General features: G+C 60.4%; 23 protein-coding genes. 9 read left to right on the top strand and 14 right to left on the bottom strand.

Features of this window, described 5'->3' with window-relative positions; all coding sequences use genetic code 11:
- Positions 1-100 precede the first annotated feature (100 nt).
- Positions 101-1,264 (bottom strand): FkbM family methyltransferase, encoded by a 1,164-nt coding sequence (locus CPCC7001_RS14660; protein ID WP_156796786.1) that lies wholly within the window; start codon positions 1,262-1,264, stop codon positions 101-103.
- Between the two features lie 1,948 nt (positions 1,265-3,212).
- Between CPCC7001_RS14660 and CPCC7001_RS15355 the strand changes: the two genes are divergently transcribed.
- Both CPCC7001_RS15355 and CPCC7001_RS15350 read left to right on the top strand, forming a co-directional pair.
- A complete protein-coding gene (locus tag CPCC7001_RS15355; protein WP_006909964.1) occupies positions 3,213-4,616 on the top strand; it encodes an FkbM family methyltransferase in 1,404 nt (467 codons plus the stop codon).
- 182 nt (positions 4,617-4,798) lie between these two features.
- The gene (locus CPCC7001_RS15350) at positions 4,799-6,349 is read left to right on the top strand and encodes a hypothetical protein (protein WP_156796785.1); all 1,551 of its coding nucleotides are present in this window, start codon (positions 4,799-4,801) and stop codon (positions 6,347-6,349) included.
- 68 nt (positions 6,350-6,417) lie between these two features.
- Here the strand turns inward: CPCC7001_RS15350 and CPCC7001_RS15345 are convergent, their stop codons facing one another.
- Both CPCC7001_RS15345 and CPCC7001_RS15340 read right to left on the bottom strand, forming a co-directional pair.
- Positions 6,418-7,350 carry a hypothetical protein gene (locus tag CPCC7001_RS15345; RefSeq protein ID WP_198006488.1) on the bottom strand — a complete coding sequence of 311 codons (933 nt, stop codon included), beginning with the start codon at positions 7,348-7,350 and terminating at the stop codon, positions 6,418-6,420.
- Positions 7,351-7,596: 246 nt separating this feature from the next.
- Positions 7,597-8,730 (bottom strand): hypothetical protein, encoded by a 1,134-nt coding sequence (locus CPCC7001_RS15340; protein ID WP_156796783.1) that lies wholly within the window; start codon positions 8,728-8,730, stop codon positions 7,597-7,599.
- Between the two features lie 889 nt (positions 8,731-9,619).
- On the opposite strand from CPCC7001_RS15340, the gene CPCC7001_RS12530 reads away from it, so the two are divergent.
- The 5 genes from CPCC7001_RS12530 (at position 9,620) to CPCC7001_RS15625 (ending at position 13,053) form a co-directional block, all read left to right on the top strand.
- Positions 9,620-10,774: an aminotransferase class I/II-fold pyridoxal phosphate-dependent enzyme gene (locus CPCC7001_RS12530; RefSeq protein WP_006909971.1), complete on the top strand. Its 1,155-nt coding sequence runs from the start codon at positions 9,620-9,622 to the stop codon at positions 10,772-10,774.
- A gap of 116 nt (positions 10,775-10,890) precedes the next feature.
- Positions 10,891-11,442, top strand: coding sequence for an alpha/beta fold hydrolase (locus CPCC7001_RS12525; protein ID WP_369699350.1), 552 nt, complete (start codon positions 10,891-10,893; stop codon positions 11,440-11,442).
- Entirely contained in the window at positions 11,424-12,200 is a 777-nt protein-coding gene (locus CPCC7001_RS12520) for an SAM-dependent methyltransferase (protein WP_225867246.1), read from the top strand. Before CPCC7001_RS12525 ends, CPCC7001_RS12520 begins: the two co-directional genes overlap by 19 nt.
- The gene (bioD, locus tag CPCC7001_RS12515; RefSeq protein ID WP_198006487.1) at positions 12,161-12,901 is read left to right on the top strand and encodes a dethiobiotin synthase; all 741 of its coding nucleotides are present in this window, start codon (positions 12,161-12,163) and stop codon (positions 12,899-12,901) included. The genes CPCC7001_RS12520 and bioD overlap by 40 nt, the downstream gene beginning before the upstream one ends.
- The gene (locus tag CPCC7001_RS15625; protein WP_006910765.1) at positions 12,898-13,053 is read left to right on the top strand and encodes a hypothetical protein; all 156 of its coding nucleotides are present in this window, start codon (positions 12,898-12,900) and stop codon (positions 13,051-13,053) included. Before bioD ends, CPCC7001_RS15625 begins: the two co-directional genes overlap by 4 nt.
- A gap of 23 nt (positions 13,054-13,076) precedes the next feature.
- Here the strand turns inward: CPCC7001_RS15625 and CPCC7001_RS12510 are convergent, their stop codons facing one another.
- Positions 13,077-13,343 (bottom strand): DUF3143 domain-containing protein, encoded by a 267-nt coding sequence (locus CPCC7001_RS12510; RefSeq protein WP_006909460.1) that lies wholly within the window; start codon positions 13,341-13,343, stop codon positions 13,077-13,079.
- Between the two features lie 54 nt (positions 13,344-13,397).
- A complete protein-coding gene (locus tag CPCC7001_RS12505; RefSeq protein WP_006909844.1) occupies positions 13,398-13,868 on the bottom strand; it encodes a J domain-containing protein in 471 nt (156 codons plus the stop codon).
- A 48-nt stretch (positions 13,869-13,916) separates the two neighbouring features.
- On the opposite strand from CPCC7001_RS12505, the gene CPCC7001_RS12500 reads away from it, so the two are divergent.
- Positions 13,917-14,690, top strand: coding sequence for a 16S rRNA (guanine(527)-N(7))-methyltransferase RsmG (locus CPCC7001_RS12500; protein ID WP_043369106.1), 774 nt, complete (start codon positions 13,917-13,919; stop codon positions 14,688-14,690).
- Here CPCC7001_RS12500 and CPCC7001_RS12495 read toward each other — a convergent pair.
- The 7 genes from CPCC7001_RS12495 to CPCC7001_RS12470 all read right to left on the bottom strand — a co-directional run bounded on the left by CPCC7001_RS12495 (position 14,679) and on the right by CPCC7001_RS12470 (position 19,737).
- The gene (locus CPCC7001_RS12495; RefSeq protein ID WP_006910956.1) at positions 14,679-15,878 is read right to left on the bottom strand and encodes an aldo/keto reductase; all 1,200 of its coding nucleotides are present in this window, start codon (positions 15,876-15,878) and stop codon (positions 14,679-14,681) included. The two genes, CPCC7001_RS12500 and CPCC7001_RS12495, sit on opposite strands and share 12 nt — an antisense overlap.
- Positions 15,875-16,303 (bottom strand): ferredoxin, encoded by a 429-nt coding sequence (locus CPCC7001_RS12490; RefSeq protein WP_006909784.1) that lies wholly within the window; start codon positions 16,301-16,303, stop codon positions 15,875-15,877. Before CPCC7001_RS12490 ends, CPCC7001_RS12495 begins: the two co-directional genes overlap by 4 nt.
- 2 nt (positions 16,304-16,305) lie before the next feature.
- Complete coding sequence (locus CPCC7001_RS12485) at positions 16,306-16,695, bottom strand: DUF1257 domain-containing protein (RefSeq protein WP_006910195.1); 390 nt, start codon at positions 16,693-16,695, stop codon at positions 16,306-16,308.
- Between the two features lie 4 nt (positions 16,696-16,699).
- Positions 16,700-16,897: a DUF2997 domain-containing protein gene (locus CPCC7001_RS12480; protein WP_006911087.1), complete on the bottom strand. Its 198-nt coding sequence runs from the start codon at positions 16,895-16,897 to the stop codon at positions 16,700-16,702.
- A 66-nt stretch (positions 16,898-16,963) separates the two neighbouring features.
- Positions 16,964-17,797 (bottom strand): HEAT repeat domain-containing protein, encoded by an 834-nt coding sequence (locus tag CPCC7001_RS12475; protein ID WP_006909288.1) that lies wholly within the window; start codon positions 17,795-17,797, stop codon positions 16,964-16,966.
- 8 nt (positions 17,798-17,805) lie between these two features.
- The gene (locus CPCC7001_RS15930) at positions 17,806-17,931 is read right to left on the bottom strand and encodes a hypothetical protein (RefSeq protein WP_006909996.1); all 126 of its coding nucleotides are present in this window, start codon (positions 17,929-17,931) and stop codon (positions 17,806-17,808) included.
- Positions 17,932-17,967: 36 nt separating this feature from the next.
- The gene (locus CPCC7001_RS12470) at positions 17,968-19,737 is read right to left on the bottom strand and encodes a sodium:solute symporter family protein (protein WP_006909795.1); all 1,770 of its coding nucleotides are present in this window, start codon (positions 19,735-19,737) and stop codon (positions 17,968-17,970) included.
- 65 nt (positions 19,738-19,802) lie between these two features.
- On the opposite strand from CPCC7001_RS12470, the gene CPCC7001_RS12465 reads away from it, so the two are divergent.
- On the top strand, positions 19,803-21,314 hold the full coding sequence (locus CPCC7001_RS12465; RefSeq protein ID WP_006911414.1) for a hypothetical protein: 1,512 nt from the start codon (positions 19,803-19,805) through the stop codon (positions 21,312-21,314).
- Between the two features lie 48 nt (positions 21,315-21,362).
- On the opposite strand, the gene CPCC7001_RS15335 is transcribed toward CPCC7001_RS12465, so the two are convergent.
- Complete coding sequence (locus CPCC7001_RS15335) at positions 21,363-22,625, bottom strand: hypothetical protein (protein WP_225867245.1); 1,263 nt, start codon at positions 22,623-22,625, stop codon at positions 21,363-21,365.
- A gap of 111 nt (positions 22,626-22,736) precedes the next feature.
- Positions 22,737-23,780, bottom strand: a complete 1,044-nt coding sequence (rlmN, locus tag CPCC7001_RS12460) for a 23S rRNA (adenine(2503)-C(2))-methyltransferase RlmN (RefSeq protein WP_050757243.1) — start codon at positions 23,778-23,780, stop codon at positions 22,737-22,739.
- Between the last annotated feature and the right edge of the window lie 16 nt (positions 23,781-23,796).

The raw sequence follows: 23,796 nt of genomic DNA, 5'->3' as shown, positions 1-23,796 counted from the left end.
CATCAGGGAAGCCCCCAAGATGCTTGAAACCAGATGTCATGCAGCCAGACCGGCAATCAAATGCTGGCGTCAAAGTAGAGAAGGCGCTCAGAGGAGGGTGTCAGTCTTCGGTCGAATAGATCTCAACCGTGTCAAGATGCAATGGCTGAGGTTTTGATGCGGCAAGATCCAAACGTACATAACGTGCTCGAAGGCCATCACACCCTACACGCAGGGGGAAGCCGTCAATACCACCAAAGACTCGATCGGATAAATGGATCACATTCCAATGCTCTCCATCGCAGGATATTGATGTTCTAAGCGAAGCAGCTCTTGCGGCAATGTCGCTACCATCAACGACACGATTGTAAACCAAGATCTCATGAATGTCATATTCCTGCTGGAGATCCATCGTGAGCCAAGGATGCATCTCTTCGAGTGTATGAAACGCATAGGAGCCATTCAGTCGACCTTGCACCACATTGGCAGCCTCTTGCGCTCCATATGACCAAGGAGAAATGGAACTCTGGGTGCACTTGGCCCGTGGTGCAATGTTAGTACCCGATGTCTGAATTTGGATCGCCTCACGCGGCCACCAAGGCCGCATGAATAAAGCATCACACCAGCCATGGAAATTGAACTTGGCCTCACGAAGGTAAAAACCATATCGCGTCAGTAAAGAGAAGACTTCTGAAAATGCTGCCCCACCCTCATAGAGCGGCTCAGCCGAAGCCTCCACCACCACAGATTGCAAGGCCTCAGACTGCAATAGCTTAGTGGCACCTGAGAGAACCTTGAGCTCTGCACCCTGGACATCAATGACCAGGTGGTGAGCCATCTCTGGGAGGACGCCAGTCGACCGAAGGTGGTCCACTGTTTCGGTCAGCAGTTCGACGGAGTCTGTGTATTGGATATGGGGATAGGCAAGCTGATGACGCCCGAGTGGCAGCATCGAGGAGCTCTCAGCGTTGTTGCCCGCAATATTAAAGACAACTTTCTCGCCAACAGCATCAGATAGACAGGCGCAGACGCAAGCCTGATACTTGCTCTTTGCACACTTCTGCTTGAGCTTCGAAAATACCTGTGGAATGGCTTCGACATGATACCCACGAAGCCCTACCGCATCATACGAGGAGACTTCGTGTCCGTAATTGGCGCCAATATGAAGAACGACTTGTCCAGGCAGGTAGTACGAGTGATGACTCATGAGTGGAGATTGGTTAGCGATAAAGAGTAAAGCTGGAATGCCAGATAACTGGTGGCATAGCACATGTTGCAATGCCAAGCCATAAATGCAAGTCTATTGGCAAACAGGAGTGCCCCCCAGGCTGAAGACAACTGAGAATCGCTCGGGGCGAGTGTGGGTATTCCGAGGGGAGGAAGGTCAAGGAGCTCTCAACAGAACACACAAGTGGTGGCATCAAGGCCACCGGCTCAAGGCGATTCAGTTCGGTGGGCAGGGGAACCGAACTCACGGTCGCACAAGAGGTTGATCACAGAAGAAGCTGTGGAGAATACTCGCCAAGAGACTGAGAAGCCACGAGGCCGGAATAATAGAGGAATCATTGTCTCGCACATGAGAAAAACCAGCCGGATTATACGCTCGCTGCGGGCCTCTGGACGTTTCCACGTGGCGCAAACAGCGCGAAAAGGTTAAGAAGCCAGCAGATCAATGCCAGACTCGTAACACGAGCCTGAGTAGTTGAAGACTGGCTTGGGCAAACAGATACTCTCATCCAGCTAGTCAATTGTAGAACAGAATCACTGAGGAATTCGGCAGCGACTGTGTGTACATGATAGTCCCAAACACTGCACCAAGCCTCATCAGAGCGTCACCAAAGGCCAATTCTGGCCAAGAGAAGTCCTAGGGAAGCCTCGCAACCCAGCAATGCAGGTCATCCGTAGGCTGCACACCAGGGAGCACCTGCTGATCAAAAGCCAGACCGTCGGAGATCTCCGCAGCCCTCAGAGTCTCAACACCCGCGTAACACCGTCGGTACAGTTCTACGCAGGCATGGTGACAAGGTAGGCTTGAGGCCAAGGCAATCGAGGCCCAACGCTCGAAGCAGCCGGAGACGGCAAACACCCAGCTCTCCACGATGGCTTCTGCACGGCATCAGGAGCCTGTCATGGAAATCTTCCGAGCCAGGAAGGAAGGACGTCGCAATGCGGAGGTGCATCCAAACCAACGTATAGGGGCTTAAGGAGGAGTGCCCGTGGGCTGGCAGGTCATAGGTCGACGTATCGGTGACTCCGGCTCGCGGCTTGGCGTGTCCACCGTCCGCATGTTCAACGGATCTGGATGGAATCAGGATTCCAGAGGCACCTGCAGGACCTTGTCCCCCACCTGCACACGGATGGCTGGGGCTGCTGATGTCAAAGCTCCTGCACCACAGGGTTCAGCCCTTGACGTCCAGTTGGTCTCAGCGAGAGAGGGCCCACGCCTGAAGTTCTGGGGTCTTGGAAATGACTATGGCTACGACATCTAGGCAGTCATGTCGAATGAAGATGTAAGCCGGTCAAAAAGAGCAAGATGCTTCAGAAACCTGGCGCACCATATCTTATCTTATCCAACTGCGCGTGGGTATTGCCCTGAGTTCATTGCCAATACCGCATGAATCAGCGCCTAGCAAAGACACTAGTACATCCTCTATTCCAAAAGGTTCAAACTGACACTGCCGTATCTTGAAGAATTAGCAATAGTCGCTTGAAGGATGATGTCCTGACAGTTGAGCTGTTCTCCCATCTGCCGAAAGCCTGGCTGATGGCTGGCAGTATCGGATTCAGCTCAGCACCAGCTCCGCCAGCTCAGCTCTGCATGGATAGACTCTGCCTGAGATGATTCAGCAGCAGAAAGCTGTCTGAACAATCAGCAGCTCTCGAATTAGCGGGACCTGCAATGGAGAGCATATCCCACATCAAGACAGACTTGGGCGACACAACCACAATCCGGACGCACAGGCGCTCTAGAGAGGATTAATACAGCAGAATTTCTCTCGTCTTCATCCACTGATCAGGAGGCTAGGATGGCAAAATCTCTACATTCACGGAAGGCCCTCTAATAACGGCATCAACGCCACCACCAGCGACGTGAGAGGCGAACCGAATTTTCAGACGTTGGGAAGGGGGACACTGGGGCGAGACCGCGGATGCTCCCGCAAGCTGAGCCAGTATGGATAGAGAGTATGAGGGAGCGAGATTTATCTGTATAATCAACAGATCTCCAAACCGCCATGAACGAAGACCATCAACGATTCGGGCTTAATCCGGAAAGCGTGTTAACCGAGATCGTCAGTTATCTCCAGCCACGCCCCTGCGGACACAAGCTAATCAGAATAGGCGGAGACAAAGACGGGGCATATCTTTTACCAGATGATCTCGAGGGCATCAAGTGGTGCATCTCCCCGGGGGTAAATAACTTCAAATACTTTGAAGATCAGCTCCTTGAGCTTTATGGCGTCAAAAGCATTCTTGTTGATTACACTTCCGACCCACAGCTCTTTGCAACTCCCTTGCAGGAAGGCAAGCAGATCTTCTACAAGAAGTGGCTGGCAGCCAAGTCGAATCTTGAGCAGATGCAGGTCAGCCTTCAAGATCTCATCAATGAGAATTGCGAGAAGGGTGATGATTTAATTCTGCAGATGGATATAGAAGGGGCGGAGTGGGACGTTCTTAGTAGCTGTCCTGAGTCATTGCTATCAGATTTTCGCATTATCGTGCTAGAGCTTCACGATCTTGACAAGCTAGATAAAGCCAATTTTGCCTCCAACATAGTTTTACCAAACCTGAGAAAGATTTCTCAAACCCACTCCTGTGTCCATATTCACCCCAATAACACAAGCTTCGTCAAAGACTATGGCAATGGTCAGCCATTGATTCCAAGTATGGTCGAAGTGACTTTTCTGCGCCGAGATCGAATTCGACAGGGTGGAGAAGTTGTGATCCCTCACTTTCTTGATATCATCAATAATGAGACCATGAGTTCCATTGCCCTTGGCAAGCCATGGGTAACGGATTCCAGTTCACTGGCAGCAACAGTTGGCAAGATAAGGTTGGAAATGCACGATAAAGATCTTGATTTCATCTCGTTACATCAGAGGATTGAGACATTAAGGCACGGGATGGAGAAATTACTAGAGTTGCAACTTAGCTCATTAAGTACTGGCACCGTAGATCCTCAGCACAGCTATCTTCAACAAGACCGACATGATGAAGTCGATGTTGCTCAAGACTGCAGTATATCTTTTTCTTCACGCCTCCAACCCTTTGATCTTGGGATTGAGAAGGTAACCGAATTCCGTCCATTTTTCTTTCATACTTGCATTGAAGATAATCCATGGCTGATGATTGACTTAGGCAGACCGGTCGAAGTCACCGCATTGGAAATCGGCAACCGCACGGATTCGTGCCAAGCCCGCGCGAGATGCCTCAGTCTCGTGCTTATGGATGACAATCAGCTACCAATTTTACCCTCGGCCATTCCCTTGCTTGAATCTGCAGCTTTTCTCTCGGGAAAGAAGTCCATACATCGAACGAATTTACCAAGACTTAGAGCAAGATTCCTCAAGATCTCTGCACAAGACACAGCGCTCCACTTTTCATCTATTCGAGTCTTATCACCATCCCATCAATCATGAAGGAAGGGCGTTCAAGCGTTGCACCAGCTTCATCACTTCTAAGCAGTAGACTGTGTGCGCCACAAACTCCATGGAGCTATTCTCGAAAATCACAATATTATGAGGATCAGCTTAGTTACAACACCTGCTGTGCGGCATAAGTTGTTGTAGTCATGCCAAAGAATATCGCAAGTCCGTCCCAGGTGTCTGAAATCCCGACAGCTTTTCTTCAGACAGATGATGTTTCATCAAGTTCCATAGAAATTCAAGCTAGACGACAGCGAAGTCGTCTTATCTACAAACTACCTCGCTGTTACGCCATCCAAGCCATCAGCATCGTTGTTGAGTATTGCCCTGAGTCTTCAACCATAAGTACTGAGACACATAGTCGCCCTTGGTCAGCGGCTTTCTCCTTACTTGGAAGTCGTCTTGGTGTTGAGATTGAAGAGACGTGCTCACGCAATCACACTTTTTATTGCCTTCAGGGATTCCTACAAGATGGCAAACCCGCAGCGTACTTTGCAGATGCAATTGAGTTTGACACATCGTCTCTACCAGTCAGTCAGATTAGAATCACGCTCATTGAGACAGCATTGATATCCGCTCTTCGGGATGAACTCCTCAAGCGGCATATAAACCACTCGATTACATTAGAAGCTGGTTTTGGCGATATAATTATGGGACTGGCTTATCAATTTATCTTTCTGTATTTAGTTGGTCTCAGTTCAAGTGCTAATGATGTGATGATTCTGGATAACGCTCATAACGATACGGCGAGAAGATCCCAAATTGCCTCACTCAGTAAGATTGTCCAGAACATTGACCAACGACTTAGTAGCACTGGACATATCGGTGGCTACTTACCTAAGGGCACTGGAAAGAATTCCTCCATGACGCAGGTGCTTCTGGACCTTTTTTCGGATTATTATGCTGCTTGCGTTGGGTCTTCAGTCTCCTCCAACGTCATCCTCAGTGGAGGAGCTGGTACCTACGAAACAATCTGCAGATTCTTATCGAGCTCAATTGGCCTTAATGATAAACGGCCAAAACGAGGTCATCACGTCTTTACGAGTCTAGATGAGGCTTTTTTTTCAAGAAATTTTAATCTTCACTTTTCTCTAGACGGGAAGAGCGGCGATAAGGGAGATTCTTATGTTGTTTGTCATAGCAGACTTGGAGATACAGCCAGGCTTTGGGTGCTTGGGATAGAGATTATTCCCTATTTTCTTGATAACTATGCCATGACTCACGATCAGTGGGTCCAATCTACACCTTCCTTCCGAGCCAACAATTACACGCCTCAAAGCATGTCCATGTTGAGCCAAAGACTATTTCCCAACCAATCCGTTCGATTTATCAGTGATGGGTATTCACACGCTCGAGAAATCCTACTCAAGGAAAGATGTCTGCGTTGGATCTCCGAGCGCAGTGGACAAGGTATCACCAGTGTCATCGCTGCAATCCATGATGCAGTTGACCAGGCAGAGGCCACACTCATTCGAGACGCAAACATCTATTTCGATGGCTCGTCAATCATAGGCAATGAACCAAAGCACAATGATTCCGCCTTGGAACTAATTGCAGGAAGTGTTGGATGTATCTCCTCATCTGGACACTTTTGTTTTTCAGTCATGAACTTTGTTTCACGGCAGCCTCAAACTCTGTACGGGAAACAGGAGGGGTATCGCTTCCTAATAAGACGGAAGGACTTGACACTTAGGCCGCTTCCTCACCATGAGGTGTTAGCCGAATAAGGAGCAGTAGTTATTGAATTGAACCTTCTACTTCGAAGCTCTAGCTATGCCCCGACAGCTCAGCAGCACTAAGTCAACCACACGATCGACTGATCTCCTAAAGCTTGATAGGAATAATAGAAGAATGCTCGCTCAATTGCATGGCCTGGATAACGGCCACAGAACTGTGAGCCACCATCTGACGTTATACGATAATCGACATCACCCAGAGAGGAGTAAAACAACTGGATCAAGTCATTGTCTGCTGCGAACATGGATCCCATGCAGAAGCTTTGCCGCTTAGCAGATTGCTCATTCAGTCCAAGCCGGTGGATATATTCAGCAACAAGTTGTGGGTTCGCACCAAAACCTGTGCGCTTGCAAAGCTTGCTTGCAGCAAGCTTGATGGTACCAGCCTTTAGATTCTTAATGACAGTTGCAGTGGCTCGGTAGGAACTGGCAATTGGTTGCAGGGCTTCGTCAACCCACGCCATCCCACCATCTGCTCCGAGATTGGACGACTTTTTCGTTTGAAGCTTAAACGTAGCTCCGCGAGAAGAGAATGCGCCACTATAGAACAAATGATGGAATGAAGACCAGTCTTCACCATAGTTAGTTACTCTCTCCCAAGAGTGCTTTCGATATCCAGTGTACAAAGAACTCAGAAGATCATCGAGAGCACTTGCTTCTATCGATTGATTGGCCACAACAAGCCTTACGACCGCTCCAACTCTAGCCAAAGACCGAAGGTACGAAAGCATGCGACAGAGTACATCAAAATGATAACAATGAATGATGACTTGGATTGGGTAATCAGAAGTAAATGCATTCTCATAGATTCCACTCAATGCATACCTACGGTCTAGCAAGCGAGCTTTCGAGTCAGTTTGTCTAGGCTCGTAGATCCCGTATGTGATGTAATGACGAACAGCTTGCAGTGGCGTCATCGCAGCCAAGTCTGCATTACAGGCAAGATAATCAACCCAAGAGAATCGTGCTGCTATCTCCTCACGATAGTCCAACAGACTAGAATCTTGAAGATTTCTATAAATATAGTCTTGAGCTGAGCCATAGACTTCAGATCTATCGACTCTTTCAAGATAATGACCAAGGGCTTGATCCTCCCGAATTCCACTGGATCCCGAGGAGTAGGAGCGACAATAGAATTCCGAATCAAATCCGGGCTTTATCTTGGACGCGTGATGATGTGTCATCAAAGAACGATCTAATCAGAAAGTCATAATCAGGCCTTAGCTTTAGCCTTAGGTTTAACTTCCTGATTTTGCCTTGGGCGCGAAGAGGATTTTCGGGAGATAGTTAAGGTCTGACCATGCTGGCAGGGAAATACCTAGCTGGTGCATCAAGGGAGTAATCATGGCACAAACTGAAGGAGCGTGGATACTTCGACTATCACTAAGTTCTAGAGCTTCCCGTTTGATGAACAAGAATCCTTTAGCCATCAGTAGCGCCCAACAAGACTGAGATGGGTTGAACTGGAGGCCAGCCGATGGCATCCATTCAGACGAGAAGTCGTCAATGAGTGAGTGCAACTTAGTTCTCTGTCCAACGAAGTCAACATGAAGATACTTGGCGAGGCTGCCACTAAGCTCTTTCATCAACTCATAATCTTCAATCGTTGGAAATCCTCCATTGAAGAGCAAGGTACCTACGGACATGCCTTGACTAATCGCAAAGCGGGTCAGCTTGAGCTCTCCATTCTTGATTGCATAGAGACGCGGCGATTCTTTTGTTACTTTTAATCCGCGAATATAGTCTCCCAAAAACCGACCGAATGCCTTTGATTCAAAGAGTTTGGATGAAACACTAAAAAAGTATGTCTGAATATGATAGCTTCGATCCTCGAAAGATCCAGTGATGCCAAGAAGATCATCACCGCAACTCTGGTTGGCGAGTGCGTCCAGGAACGCATCTTGCCCAAACCCATGGCTGGCGATATTGAGCATGCTGCTATTGATAAAGACATAGCGGCTCGACTGAAGCAGATCATGCTTCATTAACAAGTCTCTTGCTTCTCTTATTGAGCCAAAGTCATAGCCATAATTGGCTCGTACTGCGATGGCAAGATTCAAGCTAGAGAGTTCTTGAATTTCCTCCTCCGAAATCATTGAGGATACCAAGAGGCTTCGAAATCCGGCTTCCACAGATGAGCGAATCAGCCGCTTGAACCCATCGGTGACGAGCCCTCGATGGTGATAGTGGACGAAGATGACAGTGACGGATACAGGAGCTGCCGCCAACCGGTGCAGCCCTGTCACACGCAGGAGTGTCGGCTTAGGGTTCGCCTGCTGGGCCTTTGACCTGCCAGTGAGCGAGCCGAAAGTCAGTGGGGCTAGAACTTTTCTGGCCCACTTCCCTCGCCATGAAAACCACTGCCTTGCCATGGTCTTGCCATCACCTCATCAAGGTTCCATCACTTGAAGGCTATCACAGTTCCTTACAGCTGAACTGACCACATTCCATCCATACGTCTGAAACCAGATTCCCAAAGGCTCATTGGCGCGTTTGACAAGCTCATCACGCAACAATGCACAGCTTTTCAAGCTCTAAGGTCATGTTCTTGCGAGTTGATCCAACAGACTTTAAATGCCTCACCCATCTGTCAGTGACGCTTCGAGTTGCTTTATTGCGACCCTGCAATGGCGATGGATCGTGATTCAGCCAGTTACTGCAGCAATCAATTGCCTCTGCATAAGCTAAGTTTTCATGAGAAAGCTTCAAACGACAACGCAGAGGCGCCAATCTTGATTGGCAAGATATCAGCCTGAGCGCATCCTGTGCCCTCATCTTGACTCAAACTTGGTGACTACTGGCTGGGACTCGAGCGGCCGCAGCAACCAATGCACTCTGGAGTTCCCCAATGCATTACAACGTCACATCATCAAAACACCACAGGTGGACAGGCTGAATGCTGAAGGGCACACACGATCGATAGGCCTTGTAGCAAAGGCATGTCGCTGCCTGACCCTGATCGTGGCCCCAGCGTGATCATGGCCCCAGTTAGAACCTTCACCATTGACGGTATTGCAAGCGTGTTCCTGCAGCGCAGCATGTCACCCAACTGGAACGGACGCGGGCAGCAGACCAGGTCGTTCCAACTCCTGAAGAACCCATGCGGGCATGACGCGGGTCCTGTTCAGGACTCCCCAACCGTGACCGGACAGAGCCACCCAGCCCGCTGCCCACCTGAGTTCCCGCCGGAACCTAGCCTGGAACCAGGGCAGAACAGATCATGTGGAAGCGCCGGGGTGGCAGCAGCTGTTGGGCGAGAGGGTGTCAGCCCTGAGCGCCAAGCGAAGGCGTCGCCTCCGCTATCTGACGCGCTCCACTGCGGCCGACCAGCACGGCAGCAGCGAGCCCAGCCTGCTGACCGAGCAGGGTTCGGCACTGCTTGATCTGGCCAGCAACGACTATCTCGGGCTGAACGGGCACCCTGCCGTGATGGCGGCGGCCCAGCAGGTCATCTGCGCCGAGGGGGTAGGGGCGGGAGGCTCCAGACTCGTTACGGGTCACCGGCCGATTCACGCCATCCTCGAACGCGCACTCGCCACCTGGCTTGGCCGCGATCAGACCCTCCTCTTTCCCAGCGGTTTCCAAGCCAATCTGGCCGCCGTGATGGCCCTCGCCGATCGCCACAGCCTCGTGCTGGCGGACAGGCTGATCCACAACTCGCTGCTCACCGGAGTACGCGCCAGCGGAGCCAGGCTCCAGCGCTTCCTTCACAACGACCTCTCGGACCTGGCCCGGAAGCTTGAAGCCGCCCGACAACGCAGCCCCCAACAGCGCCTGGTGGTGCTGAGCGAAAGCCTCTTCTCCATGGAGGGCACCAGCCCTGATGTGCCCGCCCTGGCGGAGCTCTGTGAGCGCTACGACGCCGCCCTGATCCTCGACGAAGCCCATGCCCTCGGCATCCTCGGCTCGGGCGGTCGTGGCCTGGGGCACGGCGTTCCCTCCATCGCTCTGATCTGCGGCACCTTCGGCAAGGCCTTCGGCAGCGGCGGGGCCTTCCTGGCCGGGGATGACACCGTGATGGAATGGCTGCTCCAGACCAGCGGCGCCTTCCGGTACACCACGGCTCTGGCACCGCCCCTGGCAGCCGCGGCACTGGCTGCCCTGAAGGTGATCCAGGCCACCGATCCCGGCCCCGCGTTGCTGCGACGGGCCCAGCGCTGGCGCGATGCTCTCGAGGCTGCGGGCTGGCCCCGGCCTGCCGGGAGCGGGCCGATCCTGCCGCTGCTGATCGGGGCTGACGCTGAGGCCCTGGCGCTGCAGGAGCGGCTCGAGGCCGCTGGACTGCTGGCGGTGGCGATACGCCCGCCCACAGTGCCCGAGGGGACGGCGCGGCTGCGTCTGGTCCTGCGTCAGGGACTTCCCAGCGGCAGTCTGGAGAAGCTGCTCAACGCTCTCGGCCCCGGCCCATGCAGGTGATCGCCATGCACGGCTGGTGCGGTGATCACCGCAACTGGGCCCCTTTCGCAGACCAGGCTCGCAGCCGCGGATGGAGCTGGCAGAGCCCCGACCGGGGTTATGGACCCTGCCAGCCCATGGCTCCTGCCTGGCCCGGTGAAGGACGGCGGGTGCTGATCGCCCATTCCCTCGGGCCCCATCTGCTGCCGGCGGAGCTGCTGGGCCAGGCGGATGCGGTGGTGCTGCTGGCCAGTTTCGGGCGCTTCGTGCCCCAGGGGCCTGGCGGTCGGCGACTGCGGGCCGCCCTGGCCGGCATGGCGCGGGAGCTGAAGGGAGCCCACGTGGAAGCCATGTTGCAGACATTCCTGCAGGAGGCCGCCGCGCCCCAGGCCATCAGCCAGCTGCCCAGCACCATCCTGGAAGCACCGTTGACAGCGGCGGGGCGCCAACGGCTGCAGCAGGATCTGGCCAGCCTGCAAGCCACCGCCGGCCTGCCGGCTGGCTTCCCCTCGGATGGGCCGTGTCTGGTCGTGGAGGCTGAGCTCGACCGCATCGTGCTGCCGGAGGCACGGCAACAGCTGCGGCTGGCCCTGCCGGAGGCGGATCGGATCGAGCTGGCAGGCTGCGGTCATGCCCTGCTTTCCGAGGGGCTTGTGGATCGGGTGATCGGGTGGATCGAGCAGCTCTGAGTCAGCGCAACGCGTTCAGCCAGCGCGTGCGGTGCGGTTTCGACCAGGGCGCAGCGGCCTACGACGATCACGCCCGGCTGCAGCGGGCCGTGGCCTGGCGCCTGGCCCACCAGGTGCGGGCCCTTGCCCTGCCACCGGGCCCGATGGCCGATCTGGGCGCCGGTACCGGCCTGGTGGGGCGCAGCCTGGCCCAGCAGGGCTGGCCCCAGAGGCTTCGGCAGGTGGATGCCAGCGCCGCACTGCTGGCCCGCAACCCCCTCAGCGAATCCCATGGCAGCCTGCTGTGGGATCTGAACCAGGGGCTGCCGGATGGACTGGCTGGGGCAGCCCTGCTCAGCTCCAGCTTCGCGCTGCAGTGGCTGGACGATCCTCTCCTGCAACTGGAGCGATGGTGCCAGGGCCTGATGGTCGGTGGCTGGCTGGTGCTGGCGGTGCCGACGGCTCGGAGCTTTCCGGAGTGGCGCACGGCCGCCAGCTACGCCGGGGTGCCCTGCAGCGGGCTTCCCCTGCCTGCGGCCCGGGCTCTGGAGTCTGTTGCCCGGCGCGACCTGCGGCTGGAGCGCTGCGATCGGCTGCGGTTCAGCCTCCCCTGTCCCGACGGAGGCACGTTCCTGGGCCAGCTCAAGGCCATCGGCGCGGGCACCAGCCCCACCGCCCCTCTGGGGCCGATGCAGTTGCGGCGGCTGCTGCAGCATTGGCCGGCGACTGGAACGGTGACATGGGAGGTGCTGCTGCTGAGCGGCCAGAGGGCGCCGTGAGCGGACCTGCACCGATCCGGCTGGTGGTCTGCGGCACCGACACCGATGTGGGCAAGACCGCGGTGAGCGCCTGGCTGGTGCAGGGGCTTGGCGCCCACTACTGGAAGCCGGTGCAGAGCGGCCTGGATGGTGGTGGCGACTGTGGCCGAGTGAAGAACCTGCTGCGCCTGCCCTCCAGCCGCCTGTGTCCGGAGGCCTACCGGCTCCGGGAACCCGTCTCCCCCCATTGGGCGGCCGAACTGGAGGGGGTGCTGATCGAGCCGAACCGCCTCACCCTCCCCGCCGTCCCCGGAGCCCTCGTGGTGGAAACGGCCGGAGGCCTGCTGGTGCCCCTGCGGCGGGACTGGCTGCAGATCGATCAACTGCGGCAGTGGAACCTGCCGGTGGTGCTGGTGGCCCGCAGCGGACTCGGCACGCTCAACCACACCCTGCTCTCCCTGGAGGCCCTGCGGCGGCGGCAGATTCCCGTGCTGGGCCTGATTCTCAATGGCGCCCCCCATGGCGACAATCCCCGCACCCTGGTGGAGCTGGGCGGCGTGCCCCTGATCGGCCACCTGCCGCCGCTCAGCCCTCTCAGCGGCGACTCCCTGGAGGCGGAATGGCAACGCCAGCGGATCGCCCATAGATTGGAGGCACTGATCGCGGCCAGACCGCCTGGGGGTTGGGGATGCAGCGACGCCGGTCGCCCAGGGGATCCGTGATCAGCCGCAACACCGTGGTGGGCGGGCTGCTCGTGCTGCTCTGCGGCGCCATCCTGGCCATCTTCACGGACGTGGAGCTCAGGGTGGTGGAGTGGGTCAACTGCGGGCCGCTGTCTCCCGCCGATGAGCGAAGCAGCTCAGTCTGCCGCTGAAGGCCTGCCGCTGAAGACCTTGCTCACGGGCCGGCCAGGATCGCCGCCTCCACGTCGGCCCTGGACAGTCCGTAGGGGAACTGGCGGGTGCATTCCTGGCCATCCGCCTCCCAGCTCACTTTCAGGTCTTCCACCTCCAGCTCGATGCTGGCGCTCCAGCAGGGCCGGTGCAGATCCCAGAGGCAGGGCTCCGACGGCCTGCGGATCGCTCCGAGCTGCTGCAACCAGGCCTCCAGAGCGGGCAGGGGGTGGTTGTAGAGCGGCGTGGTTTCGGCGGGCAAGTCGGGCATGCGGGGCGGGAAGACCGGTGAGGGAGTGAATCGCAGGGTGTCCGAGGTCAGATCTCAACCCGGGGGCCACCAGCTGGGCAGGCGGGCCAGCTCCATGCCCCTGGCCAGGGCCAGACCCACCCCGAGCACCAGGCTCAGCACCAGGGCAAGGCCAAGCAGCAGCAGGGCCAGCCACTCCCCTCCGGAGAGGGCGCGGCGCACGGACATCGGCCGTGCAGAGGGCACGGTGCGGAGCGTGGGCGCAGGGGGCGCCGTCAAGGGAGACGGGGGACCCACGGCGGCCCTGGCACGGCGCAGCTCCTCGTCATAGCGGCGGCGGCTCTCGGGGTTGCTCAGCACGGCGTAGGCCTGCTTAAGCCGCTGGAAGGCCTCGGCGGCTTCCTCAACGGGCAGTGCCGTGGTGTCCGGGTGGTAGAGCTTGCTGAGGCTGCGGAACGCCTGCCGCAGCTCCTCGGTGCTGGCCGAGGAGGGCAACTGCAGCAGGCTGTAGTGGCTGGGGCTGGCGCCGAAGGGTGGCAACGGCACAGGGTCCGGGCTGAGGGATCCTAAGAATTCCTCTCCCGACAGCGAACGATGGCCTCTGCCTCCGGATCCAGGGCCGACGACGGCCCCAGCCGCGGGCACCTCTGGGCGGAGCTGGGCTGGCAACCCAGTGCCGAACAGGAACACCGGCTGGAGCGCCTGCAGGAGCAGCTGCGGCACTGGAATGGCCGGCTCAACCTCACCCGGCTGGTGGAGGGTGACGACTACTGGATCGCCCAGGTGTACGACAGCCTCTGGCCGCTGGTGCCGCTGCTGGCCAGCGCCAGGGCCCTGGAGCCTCTCAGGCTGATCGATGTGGGCACCGGCTGCGGCTTTCCGGGGCTGGCCATGGCCGTGGCCCTCCCCAATGCCCATCTCACCCTGGTGGACTCCGTGGGACGGAAGCTGGAGGCCGTGGGCGCGATGGCGGAGGCTCTGGGGCTGGAGCACAGGGTGACCCTGCGGTGCGAGCGGGCGGAACTCACCGGCCGGCGGGCCGACAGCCGGGGCCGCTTCGACTGGGCCATGGCGCGAGCCGTGGCCAGCGCCCCGGTGGTGGCCGAGTACCTGGTTCCCCTGTTGAAGCCCGATGGGAGAGCCCTGCTGTACCGGGGCCAGTGGACGGCCACGGATCGGCAGGATCTGGAGCGGGCCTGCCGCCGCCTCCGCTCGCGGGTGAGCGGGGTGGAGCAGCGGCGGCTGCCCGGGGATCGGGGCTGCCGCCATGCGGTGCTGCTGGAACCGGCGGGGGTGTGCCCCGCTGCCTATCCGCGCCCCGTGGGCATCCCCGCCAAACAGCCCCTGGGGGCAGCCTCAGGAGGCTGAGCTGAGCCGTTGCTGGCTGTGGCCCCCGACCCGTTGACGCAGCCGCCTCAGCAGGCCGGGAATCTCCCGGCGCCACGGGCTGTGCTGCAGGGCACGATCCAGGCTTCCGGCCGTCACACCCGCGTCGAGACCGTCGGCATTCGCGCCCGGAAACCAGTGGCCAGCGTTGCCGAGCAGGCCATAGCGGGCGCGTGCGTAGCTTTCCAGATCCCAGGCCTCGAGCAGGTTGTGCAGCCACAGCAGCACAGGGAGATTGAGCTGCCCCGGGGTGTCCTGCCAGTCGGGCAGCCCCTCGTGCCAGCTGGCCAGCCATTCGGGTCCAAGCGCTTCCAGCCGGGCAGCCTCGAGGCGCTCCAGCACCGGTGGCAACAGGCCCTGGGCCTGATCCAGCAACCGCACGGCCTCCAGGTGACGCTCGAGATCACCCGGCCGGGCCGCTCCCACCGAAATGGTGTGAATGCCCTCGGCGGCCAGACAGAACAGATCGTTGAACACGATCGGATGGAGCGGAGCGCACAGCTCCACCAACCGGGCCGAAGGGCTGTGCAGATGGCCGCCCTTGTCCGTCGGGCTGATCACGAACACCCCCATGTCGTGGGCCCTGGCCAGATCGATCGCAGGCCGGTTGTCCTGACGGATGAAATACCAGTGGAGGTTGATGTAATCGAAGGCATCGGAGGCGATGGCCTCCTCGATCAGGCTGAGGCTGGCGTGGGTGGAGAAGCCCACTTGCCCGATCCGCCCCTGGCGCTGCCATTCCCGCACCACGGCCAGACAACCATCGGGCCGCAGGGTGGCCTCGAGGTGCTCGGGCAGGTTGATGCCGTGGATGGACAGCAGGTCCACCCGCTCCACCCCCAGCCGCTGGAAGCTGAGGTTGAGCTCCGCCTCGAAGGCCCGGGCATCGGCCTGGGGCGGCACCTTGGTCTGCAGGATTCTGTGCGGATCGGCCACCTCCTGGAGCAGCCAGCCCAGCTGCCGCTCCGAACTGCCGTAGTGGCGGGCTGTCTCCAGATGGTGCATCCCCACCCCCCGGGCCGCTTCCAGCGTGGCGCGGAGATTGGCCTGGCTCTCGGCCGTGATCTGCTCGGGCGGCAGGTCGGTCCAGCTCTGCTGGAACCGCATCCCCCCGAGGGAGAGCACCGGCATCAGCAGCTCGGTGCGCCCGAAGCGACGGGTGGGGATCAAGGGGCTGGCTCGGCCTGACGGCGGGGCAGGGTGCGCCTGACCCGGGCCGGGCTGGGGAAACCCAGGGGCTGCAGATCCTGCTGGGCCAGCTGATCGGCCAGGGCGGGAAGTTCTTCGTAGTCCACCCAGTGGATGCAGTCCACAGGACAGGTGTCGATCGCTTCCTGGATGGTCCCGGTGCTGTCACCGTCCTGGCGAATGGCACGGGAGCGGCCCCAGCGTTCCTCCACCAGGAAGGTGTTGCCGGCCACATGGGCGCAGTAGCGGCAGCCGATGCACACGGCCTCGTCCACCCAGACGGCTTTCTCGCGCAGCGCACCGGCCAGGACGGGTTCAAGTCCGGAGGGTGGTGCGCTGACGCCGTCGGCATCCGTGCTGAAGGCGAGGGCCGGATCCACCGAGCCCGCCGGCAGGGCGCCGGTCACGCTCAGCTCCAGCGGGTCACCACCAGCTCGATGCTGCCATCGGCCTGGTTGGTCTGCTCGCTCACCTGGAACCCCTCGTCCTGGGTGGCGGCAAGGATGCTGCGCAGGGCATAGCGCTGGGTGAGCTGGGCCAGGAACCGTTCGATCGGCACCTGCTGGGACCACAGATCCAGATCGGTGACCAGTTCGTAGGTGCCGGTGGCGGGATTGAGGCGGAAGCCGATGTCGGCGCCGTTGGCCTGGGCGATGGCGAGCTGGGCCAGCTCCGTCTGGCCCCGGTAACCGCGCACCGGCAGCTCACCTTCGCGCGGGTCATGGCCCAGATCGTGCAGAGCGGCCAGCAGGGCCTCGCGATCGCGCAGTTCGGTCTTGACGGTGCTGAAGTGGGACATGACCTCAGGTGAGCTGGGGTTGGGACTGGGGCTGGGAGGCGGGCTGGAACGCTTCCGCGGTGCTGCGGCGCTGCTGCACCGCGCCGAGGCGGGCTTCGATGCGCTCGGTGAGCTGCTCGCAGGCCAGTCCTCGCACTCCTTCCACCAGCTCTTCCACACGCCCGTCCGGGCGGATGCGGAAACGGATGGATTCCTGTGCCATCCAGGCCCCTGGCGGAATGGGCGGATGCTAGCCGTGATCTGCGGATGATGTGCTTCAGGCGGGCGCTCAGGCGATCAGGCCTTCGTCCACCAGGGTCTGCAGCTGCTGCAGCACCGCCGGCTGCTCCAGCTGCTCAAGGGCGAGACGGGCTTCCTCGCGCACCCCGGATTCGGCGTCATGGAGCATCGTGTGGAGCAGGCTCTCCACCACCTCCCGCTGGCGTGGTTCCACCAGATCCGGGTAAAGGCGTCCCAGCCCCCAGGCGCTGTTGCTGCGCACGGCGGGCTCGCTGTCGATCCGCAGGCTCAGCAGGAGCTGGGCCGCCGCCGGGTCCGCCTTGGCGGGCCCTGTGCCTCCCGCATCCGCCAGGGAGCTCGCCGCCCAGAGACGCACCGCGGCGATGTCCACCTGCAGGGCCCGGATGAGGGGATTGAGCACCGGCGCATCCGGATAGTTGCCCAGACTCCAGGCCACCGCCTTGCGGACATAGCCGTTGTCGTCTCCGGCCAGCAGGGTGAGCAGGGGAGCCACCGCCTGGGGGCTGGGGTTGCGGCCGAGGGCATACACGGCGCTCATGCGCAGGATCGGACAGGCGGCTGACAGCAGGGGCAGCAGCAGCGGCACGGCCCTGGGGTCCCGGTGTTCGCAGAAGATGCGCAACCCCTGCATCCGCTGCTCATGCGGTCCCTGCAGCAGGGTGAGGCCCAGATCGCACTCAGCCGCTACGTCCACGCCGGCGGAATCGGCACCTTCGATCTCGTCGAGGGGGTCGCCCAGCAGTTCCTGGGCCAGCTCCTGGGCCAGCACCTCGGGATCCAGATAGAGCTCCTGGGGACTCTCGGGGTAGGGCCCGGGGGTCGCCGGCGGCTCCGGCAGGGGGTCGGGGGGCGGAAAACTCACGGGTCCGCTCAGGCCATCGGGGCAGGGGCAGCCATGTCGCCCGGAAGCCAGATGCGGGCACTCACCGCCAGCAGGGCCAGGGCAAACAGCAGCACGATGGCCGCCGGCAGCAGGGTGGAGCGGAAGAATTGCACGGGCGTGGGGTAGGTGGCCGTTCGCCGCCGCCATCATCACCCCTGCGGGGTCTGGCCCAGGGCCCGCCGCAGGCTGCCCTGCAACTGCGGCAGCTGTCGCAGGGCGAGGGTTCCCAGCACCGCCGTGACCAGACCTCCCCAGCCCCAGAGCGGCAACTTGAGCAGGAAACCGCCGAGACCCAGCAGGGCACCGAACAGCACCGCACAGCTGAAGGCCAGCTGGGCCAGCAGGTCGAGCAGGCTCTCCTGGGGCTCCACGCCGGTGCGCTGCCGCCAGTGTCGCCAGCCCGGGCCGGCGGGCTTCACCTGCAGCACGAACCGCTCGAGCACCTCGGCGGATTCCGGTGGGGTGGCCAGCATGGCCACCAGCCAGAGCACCGCGGTGATGCCGGTGGTGGCCAGCAGGCGCTCGCCGTAGTCGTCGATGCGCAGCAGCGGCACCACCGAGGTGCCGAAGCCCACCACGAAGCCCCCCAGCATCGCCGCCAGCTCCGCGGCAGCGTTGACCCGCCACCAGAACCAGCGCAGCACCAGCACCACCCCGGGTCCGGTGCCGATCGCGATCACCAGCCGGAACACCGTGCCGATGCTGTTGCTCAGCAGGGCCGTGAGCACCCCGAGCACCACCAGCAGCACCGAGGCCATCTGGCCCACCAGCAGCAGCTCCCGCTGGGAGGCCGCGGGGCGCATGAAGCGCTGGTAGAGGTCGTGGGTGAGGTAGCTGGCCCCCCAGTTCACGGCCGTGCTCACGGTGCTCATGAAGGCCGCCACGAGAGACACCACCACCAGGCCCAGGGCCACGGGGGGTAGCAGACGGACGGCGAGCAGGGGGTAGCTCTGCTCCCAGTCGGTCTGGTCGGGCAGGAGCACCACGGCGGCCAGGGCCACGAGGATCCAGGGCCAGCTGCGCAGCAGATAGTTCACCCCAAGAAACACCCAGCTGGCCACTCGGGCCTCCCGCTCGTTGCGGGTGGCCAGCAGCCGTTGGATGAATTCCCCGCCGCCGTCGCTGCGGCGGAAGCTCCACCACTGCAGGGCGATGTAGGCGCTGAAGGTGGAGATCGAGATGCCGGCGCTGTCGATCCAGCGCAGCTGGCCGTCCCGGAGCTGCCAGGGCACCAGGGACAGCAGTTCGGGCCTCTCCAGCGCCCGCAGGCTGGCCAGCAGGGCATCCATGCCGCCCGCGGCGTGCACGGCGGCCACGGCCACGGCCGTGGCGCCGACCAGGGCCAGCACGAGCTGCACCATGTCCGTCACCACCACGGCCCAGAGCCCGCCGGCGGCGGTGTACACCAGCACCAGCACCCCCACGATCGCCAGCAGGGTGAGACGGGCCTGGGGGGTGGGGGCCAGCCCCAGGGCCTCACTCACCTTGGCCATGGCCAGGAACGCGTAGCCGATGCCGATGCAGTTGATCGGCAGGGCAAAGAGAAAGGCCTTGATGCCCCGCAGCCAGGCCGCCGTGGCGCCGCCGTAGCGCAGCTCGGTGAAGGCCGCATCCGTCAGCACGCCGCTGCGGCGCCACAGCGGCGCGAACACCACCGCCATGGCCACATGGGCCACCCCGAAACTCCACCATTCCCAGTTGCCGGCCAGGCCCCGCACGCCCACCAGCCCGGCCACGTAGAGGGGGGTGTCCACGGAAAACGTGGTGGCCGCCATGGAGGCGCCGGCCAGCCAGCCACTGAGGCGACGGCCCGCCACGAAGTAGTCGGCCTCGTTGCGGTTGCGACGGGCGAGCCAGAGCCCGAGCACCAGACTGGCCACCAGATAGCCGATCAGGATCAGCCAGTCGATCGTGTGCAACAGGTGTGCTGCCGGTGGGCGCAGTATGAAGGCCTGATCCGATCCCGGCCGACCAGACCTGCCCGATGCTGAACAGCTTCTTCGCCGACTCGCTCGACCAGGACACCGTCAAGCGGCGGATCCTGGCGCTGGAGCAGGGCCGTGTGGGCTTCTACAGCATCGGCCTCTATCCGGCCTCCCTGGCCTACAACAGCGCCATGCACGGGGGCGGGGACCGTCTCATGCTGGCGCCACGGCCCGGCCGCTCCCTGTTCGGGGCCTTCTCCCCGCGAGACCTCTCGGGTATGGATCCGACCCACGTGGCCACCATGGAGCGGATGGTGCGGCACGAGCGCGATGGCCGGGTGCAGGAGAACACCCTGCAGGACCTGATCGAATGCTGCGATCTGGTGGTGCTCACGGCCAACAGCAACCACATCGAGCAGGATCTGCACGACGCCTGTGAGCTGCGTCGCGAGCTGGGCCGCGAGCAGGTGGTGCTGGCCTGCCTTGCGGGCTCCTTCAGCCACGATCCGCTGCGCAACGACTCCTACGTGCTGTGCGAGCGGCAGCCGAATCTGGCCTTTTTCTCAGGCTTCCACCGCCACGGGGCCCTGCGGGATCCGGTGGACAGCTTCACGGCCAACTTCTGCCATCCCAACGCCATCACCGCACTGCTGGGAGCCCGGCTGCTGGATCGCCTTTCGCCCAACATTCAGGTGTCACCCGGCGTCCACAACGTGGAGGCCCAGTACATCAAGGCGGCCAAGAACATCTCGTCGATCTTCGCCGGCTTCGGCTATGGCTTCCACGCCGAGAACACCGGCATCCTGCCCACTCTGCTGACGCTGCTGCTGGATCAGTGCCTGGATCAGGCCTCCTCCGTGTCGATGCGCCGGCGCGATCGGCAACGGCTCTACGGCCGTCAGCCCTTTCCGCTCACCGAGCTCGGCTACGGCGTGCAGAGAATCGAAGCCACCCTCAGCCGTGGCGGCGACATGGAGAAGGTGCGCGACCACACCTTCACCCAGCTCACGGCCATGGTGGCCGACGTGCGCGGCAGCATGATGCTGCCGGTGTGCGGCAGACCCACCCGCAACTTTCAGGCCGGCCAGATTCTGGCGGAGGGCATGCGACGGCTGGGCCGCTGCCCCAATGACGTGGATGAGTTCGAGCAGTGGTGCGAGCAGGCCGGCGTGAAGAAGGGGGGCCTCGAAGGCCTCAAGGCCCTGCGCTACTGGCCCCAGATCCTGCTCAACTACGGCATCCAGGTGCACGATGCCTCGATGGTGAACCTGCTCTACATGGCGATCTTCGGCAAGGCTGACACCAAAGCGATCGCTTACCGGGTGATGACCGAGAGCCGGGAACTCTCGAACTACTGCCAGGAATCGGTGCGGCCCTCCCACAGCCGCCGCTACTCCGAGGCGCTGCAGAGTCTGGAGCGGCCGGAGTCGCTCACATTGCTCGCCAACGCGGTGATTGCGGACAACGCAAGACGCGCCATCCCCGATGACAGTAATCCTGACGAGCCCGGAGCAAGCGAGGAAACTCCAGCATACCTCAAGGCCATGAATGTGATCGAGAATGTATGGTAATTCAAGGCGATAATATCTCCGATTCTCCAGAACTTCACAATCTCCTGATCACCTCAATCTGCTGATACCAAGCAACCCCCTCAACCGATCAAGGAGCATCAGTGAGTCTTGAAGCATTGCCTTCAATGAAACCACGGCAGCCCGATTCCATGACAACTTGGCCTGGAGACCCCTGATTCGCTCCCTGCGGTTTTCCGATCGGGTTTTCACCTGGCTGAGCGATGCCATGAGTCTCTGATTGACATCACGGACTTGCAGCAGACTGCTCTCGAGATCAACAACTCGATCTTGAAGTGACGCAGACCGTTCGCCAAGTTCTTCAATCTTGTGACCGAGATTGTCACAATGTCGAGACTTTTCTGCAAGGGTGCGCTTCATCTCGTGCAGTTCGACGTGACGCTGCCTGGCAAGGTCAACCGGGGATACCCAACCACGGATCTGCTGCGGTTGTGCCAACACAGTCATGAGCAGCGGCGCCAAGGCCTCTCGCGCAGTCAGAGGAGAGAGTTGATCGAGCCACATCAGCTCCTTGAGGCGTTTCCATGCTGTTTCGGCAGACTGAATCACCACGGAAGGACAGACACCAGCACCGAGATCAGCCATGGTGTTCAAGCGTTGCCGGTTGAGGGAGCCATGAAAGGCCTCAGTCACAACCTCGCCCAGCAGCTCAGAGGTGATGAGCGAATCAGCATGATCCATCCATGGACCCCAGAGACTCTGAAGCACATGACAAAGGCGCTGCAATGGCCAAGTATCAGGGGAGTCAAAATCGGCATAGTCAAAACAATGCTTGGGTACCGAACTGTCCTTGCAAAGCAACTCGAAGTTATAAAGCGCCCACAATGCAATGCCACGCTCGACAGGAAAGCCATCCCTGCAATGCAATGACCCGGCAACCTCAAGAGGGTTTCGAAGAATCGCGACAACGGGTATCTCCCGCGAAAGAATATGTCTAAACGCCTCACGTGTTAAACAGAGCCTGGGATCCTTATCGATCCAAAAGTCGCCCGCCGCATGGGCGGAGAGAGCAGGGCGAAGCCCCACGAGAAACCTACGAACCGGATCAGCAGTGAAGTCCGGAGCCTGCAACCATGGCGCATCCCAGCGGCAACAGAAAAGATCTAGAATCTTATCATTGGCAGCCATCAGACTGCGGGATTCAAAGTAGCCTATTTGATTGTCGAAAGTCGGCGGCAACAACAGCGATTCGGAGTCAAGAGCATTGCCTAGGCCGATCCTGTCTGCCACAGACCTCAACAGATGGGCAATAAACGAAGTTCCCGACCGATGACAACCTGTGACAAATAGCATCCGCCTAGATCACCTCGGCAGAGATGGAGTCAAGGAAATAGAATACAGAGGTGACCAGTGCATTCCATCGCCAGGACTCAGAAGATTTCAGCATTGGTCTGCCTCCAGTTCTCAAGCCGCAACAGCTTGGTGGCGCCGCCGCAACTGCCCACACGCCGCATCCGCATCCAGCCCCCGACTGGCCCGCACACTCACGGCAACCCGCCGTTCCTGCAGGGCCCACCGGAAGGCTTCAACCGCCGCCGGGCTGGGCCGCTGAAACTCCTCCTCTTCGATCGGGTTGTAGGGAATCAGATTCACGTGGCTCTGGAAGCCCCGGATCAACCGGGCCAGGGCCTCGGCGTGGTGGGGCTGGTCGTTCAGTCCCCCCAGCAGGATGTACTCGAAACTCACCCGCCGCCCGGTGATCGCCACATAGCGACGGCAGTCGTCCAGCAAGGCCTCGATCGGGTAGGCGTGGGCCGTAGGGATGAGTTCCTCACGCAGCCGCTGATCCGGCGCATGGAGGCTCACGGCCAGGGTGAACTGGGCCCGGCCCAGGCGCTCCAGGGCCCGCTCCGCCAGAGTGGGCAGGGTACGGGGCACACCCACCGTGCTCACCGTGATCTGGCGCTGGGCCATGCCCAGATCCGTGCAGAGGCAGTCGATCGCCGCCAGCACCGCCTCGATGTTCAGCAGCGGCTCGCCCATGCCCATGAACACCACGTGGCTGGGACGTTCGCCCATCACCTCCCGCACGCTGAGCACCTGATCCACAATCTCGTGCACCGCCAGGGAGCGCTGCAGGCCGCCCTTGCCCGTGGCACAGAAGCGGCAGGCCATCGGGCATCCCACCTGGCTGCTCACGCACACCGTGAGCCGCCCTGGAGCGGGAATGCCCACGGTCTCGATGCTGAGGCCATCGGCCGTGGCCAGCAGCAGCTTGGTGGTGCCGTCGCGAGCCACGCTGCGGTGGAGCTCGCGTGAGCGACCGATCCAATCGGTGGCGCCAGGCGGCGGCTCGGCCAGCAGCTGCTCGCGCCAGGCCTTGGGAAGCACGCTCACCGCATCGAGGCTGCGCGCTCCCTTGGCGTACAGCCAGTCATGCAGTTGACGGCCCCGGAAAGCCGGTTGGCCCTGGTCCTGAGCCCAGCGCTCGAGATCCGCAAGGCCCATCCCCAGCAGGGGCTGA

The sequence above is a fragment of the Cyanobium sp. PCC 7001 genome (assembly GCF_000155635.1).
Taxonomy (GTDB): Bacteria; Cyanobacteriota; Cyanobacteriia; order PCC-6307; family Cyanobiaceae; genus NIES-981.
Note: the sequence above shows the minus strand (reverse complement) of the source record. Positions and strands in the feature narration are given on the sequence as shown.

Coding starts and splice junctions, on each gene's coding strand:
- CPCC7001_RS15355 (WP_006909964.1), top strand. CDS start 3,213: ATGAACGAAGACCATCAACGATTCGGGCTTAATCCGGAAAGCGTGTTA.
- CPCC7001_RS15340 (WP_156796783.1), bottom strand. CDS start 8,730: ATGGCAAGGCAGTGGTTTTCATGGCGAGGGAAGTGGGCCAGAAAAGTT.
- CPCC7001_RS12525 (WP_369699350.1), top strand. CDS start 10,891: ATGGCTCCTGCCTGGCCCGGTGAAGGACGGCGGGTGCTGATCGCCCAT.
- bioD (WP_198006487.1), top strand. CDS start 12,161: ATGGGAGGTGCTGCTGCTGAGCGGCCAGAGGGCGCCGTGAGCGGACCT.
- CPCC7001_RS12510 (WP_006909460.1), bottom strand. CDS start 13,343: ATGCCCGACTTGCCCGCCGAAACCACGCCGCTCTACAACCACCCCCTG.
- CPCC7001_RS12500 (WP_043369106.1), top strand. CDS start 13,917: ATGGCCTCTGCCTCCGGATCCAGGGCCGACGACGGCCCCAGCCGCGGG.
- CPCC7001_RS12485 (WP_006910195.1), bottom strand. CDS start 16,695: ATGTCCCACTTCAGCACCGTCAAGACCGAACTGCGCGATCGCGAGGCC.
- CPCC7001_RS12480 (WP_006911087.1), bottom strand. CDS start 16,897: ATGGCACAGGAATCCATCCGTTTCCGCATCCGCCCGGACGGGCGTGTG.
- CPCC7001_RS12465 (WP_006911414.1), top strand. CDS start 19,803: ATGCTGAACAGCTTCTTCGCCGACTCGCTCGACCAGGACACCGTCAAG.
- CPCC7001_RS15335 (WP_225867245.1), bottom strand. CDS start 22,625: ATGCTATTTGTCACAGGTTGTCATCGGTCGGGAACTTCGTTTATTGCC.
- rlmN (WP_050757243.1), bottom strand. CDS start 23,780: ATGGGCCTTGCGGATCTCGAGCGCTGGGCTCAGGACCAGGGCCAACCG.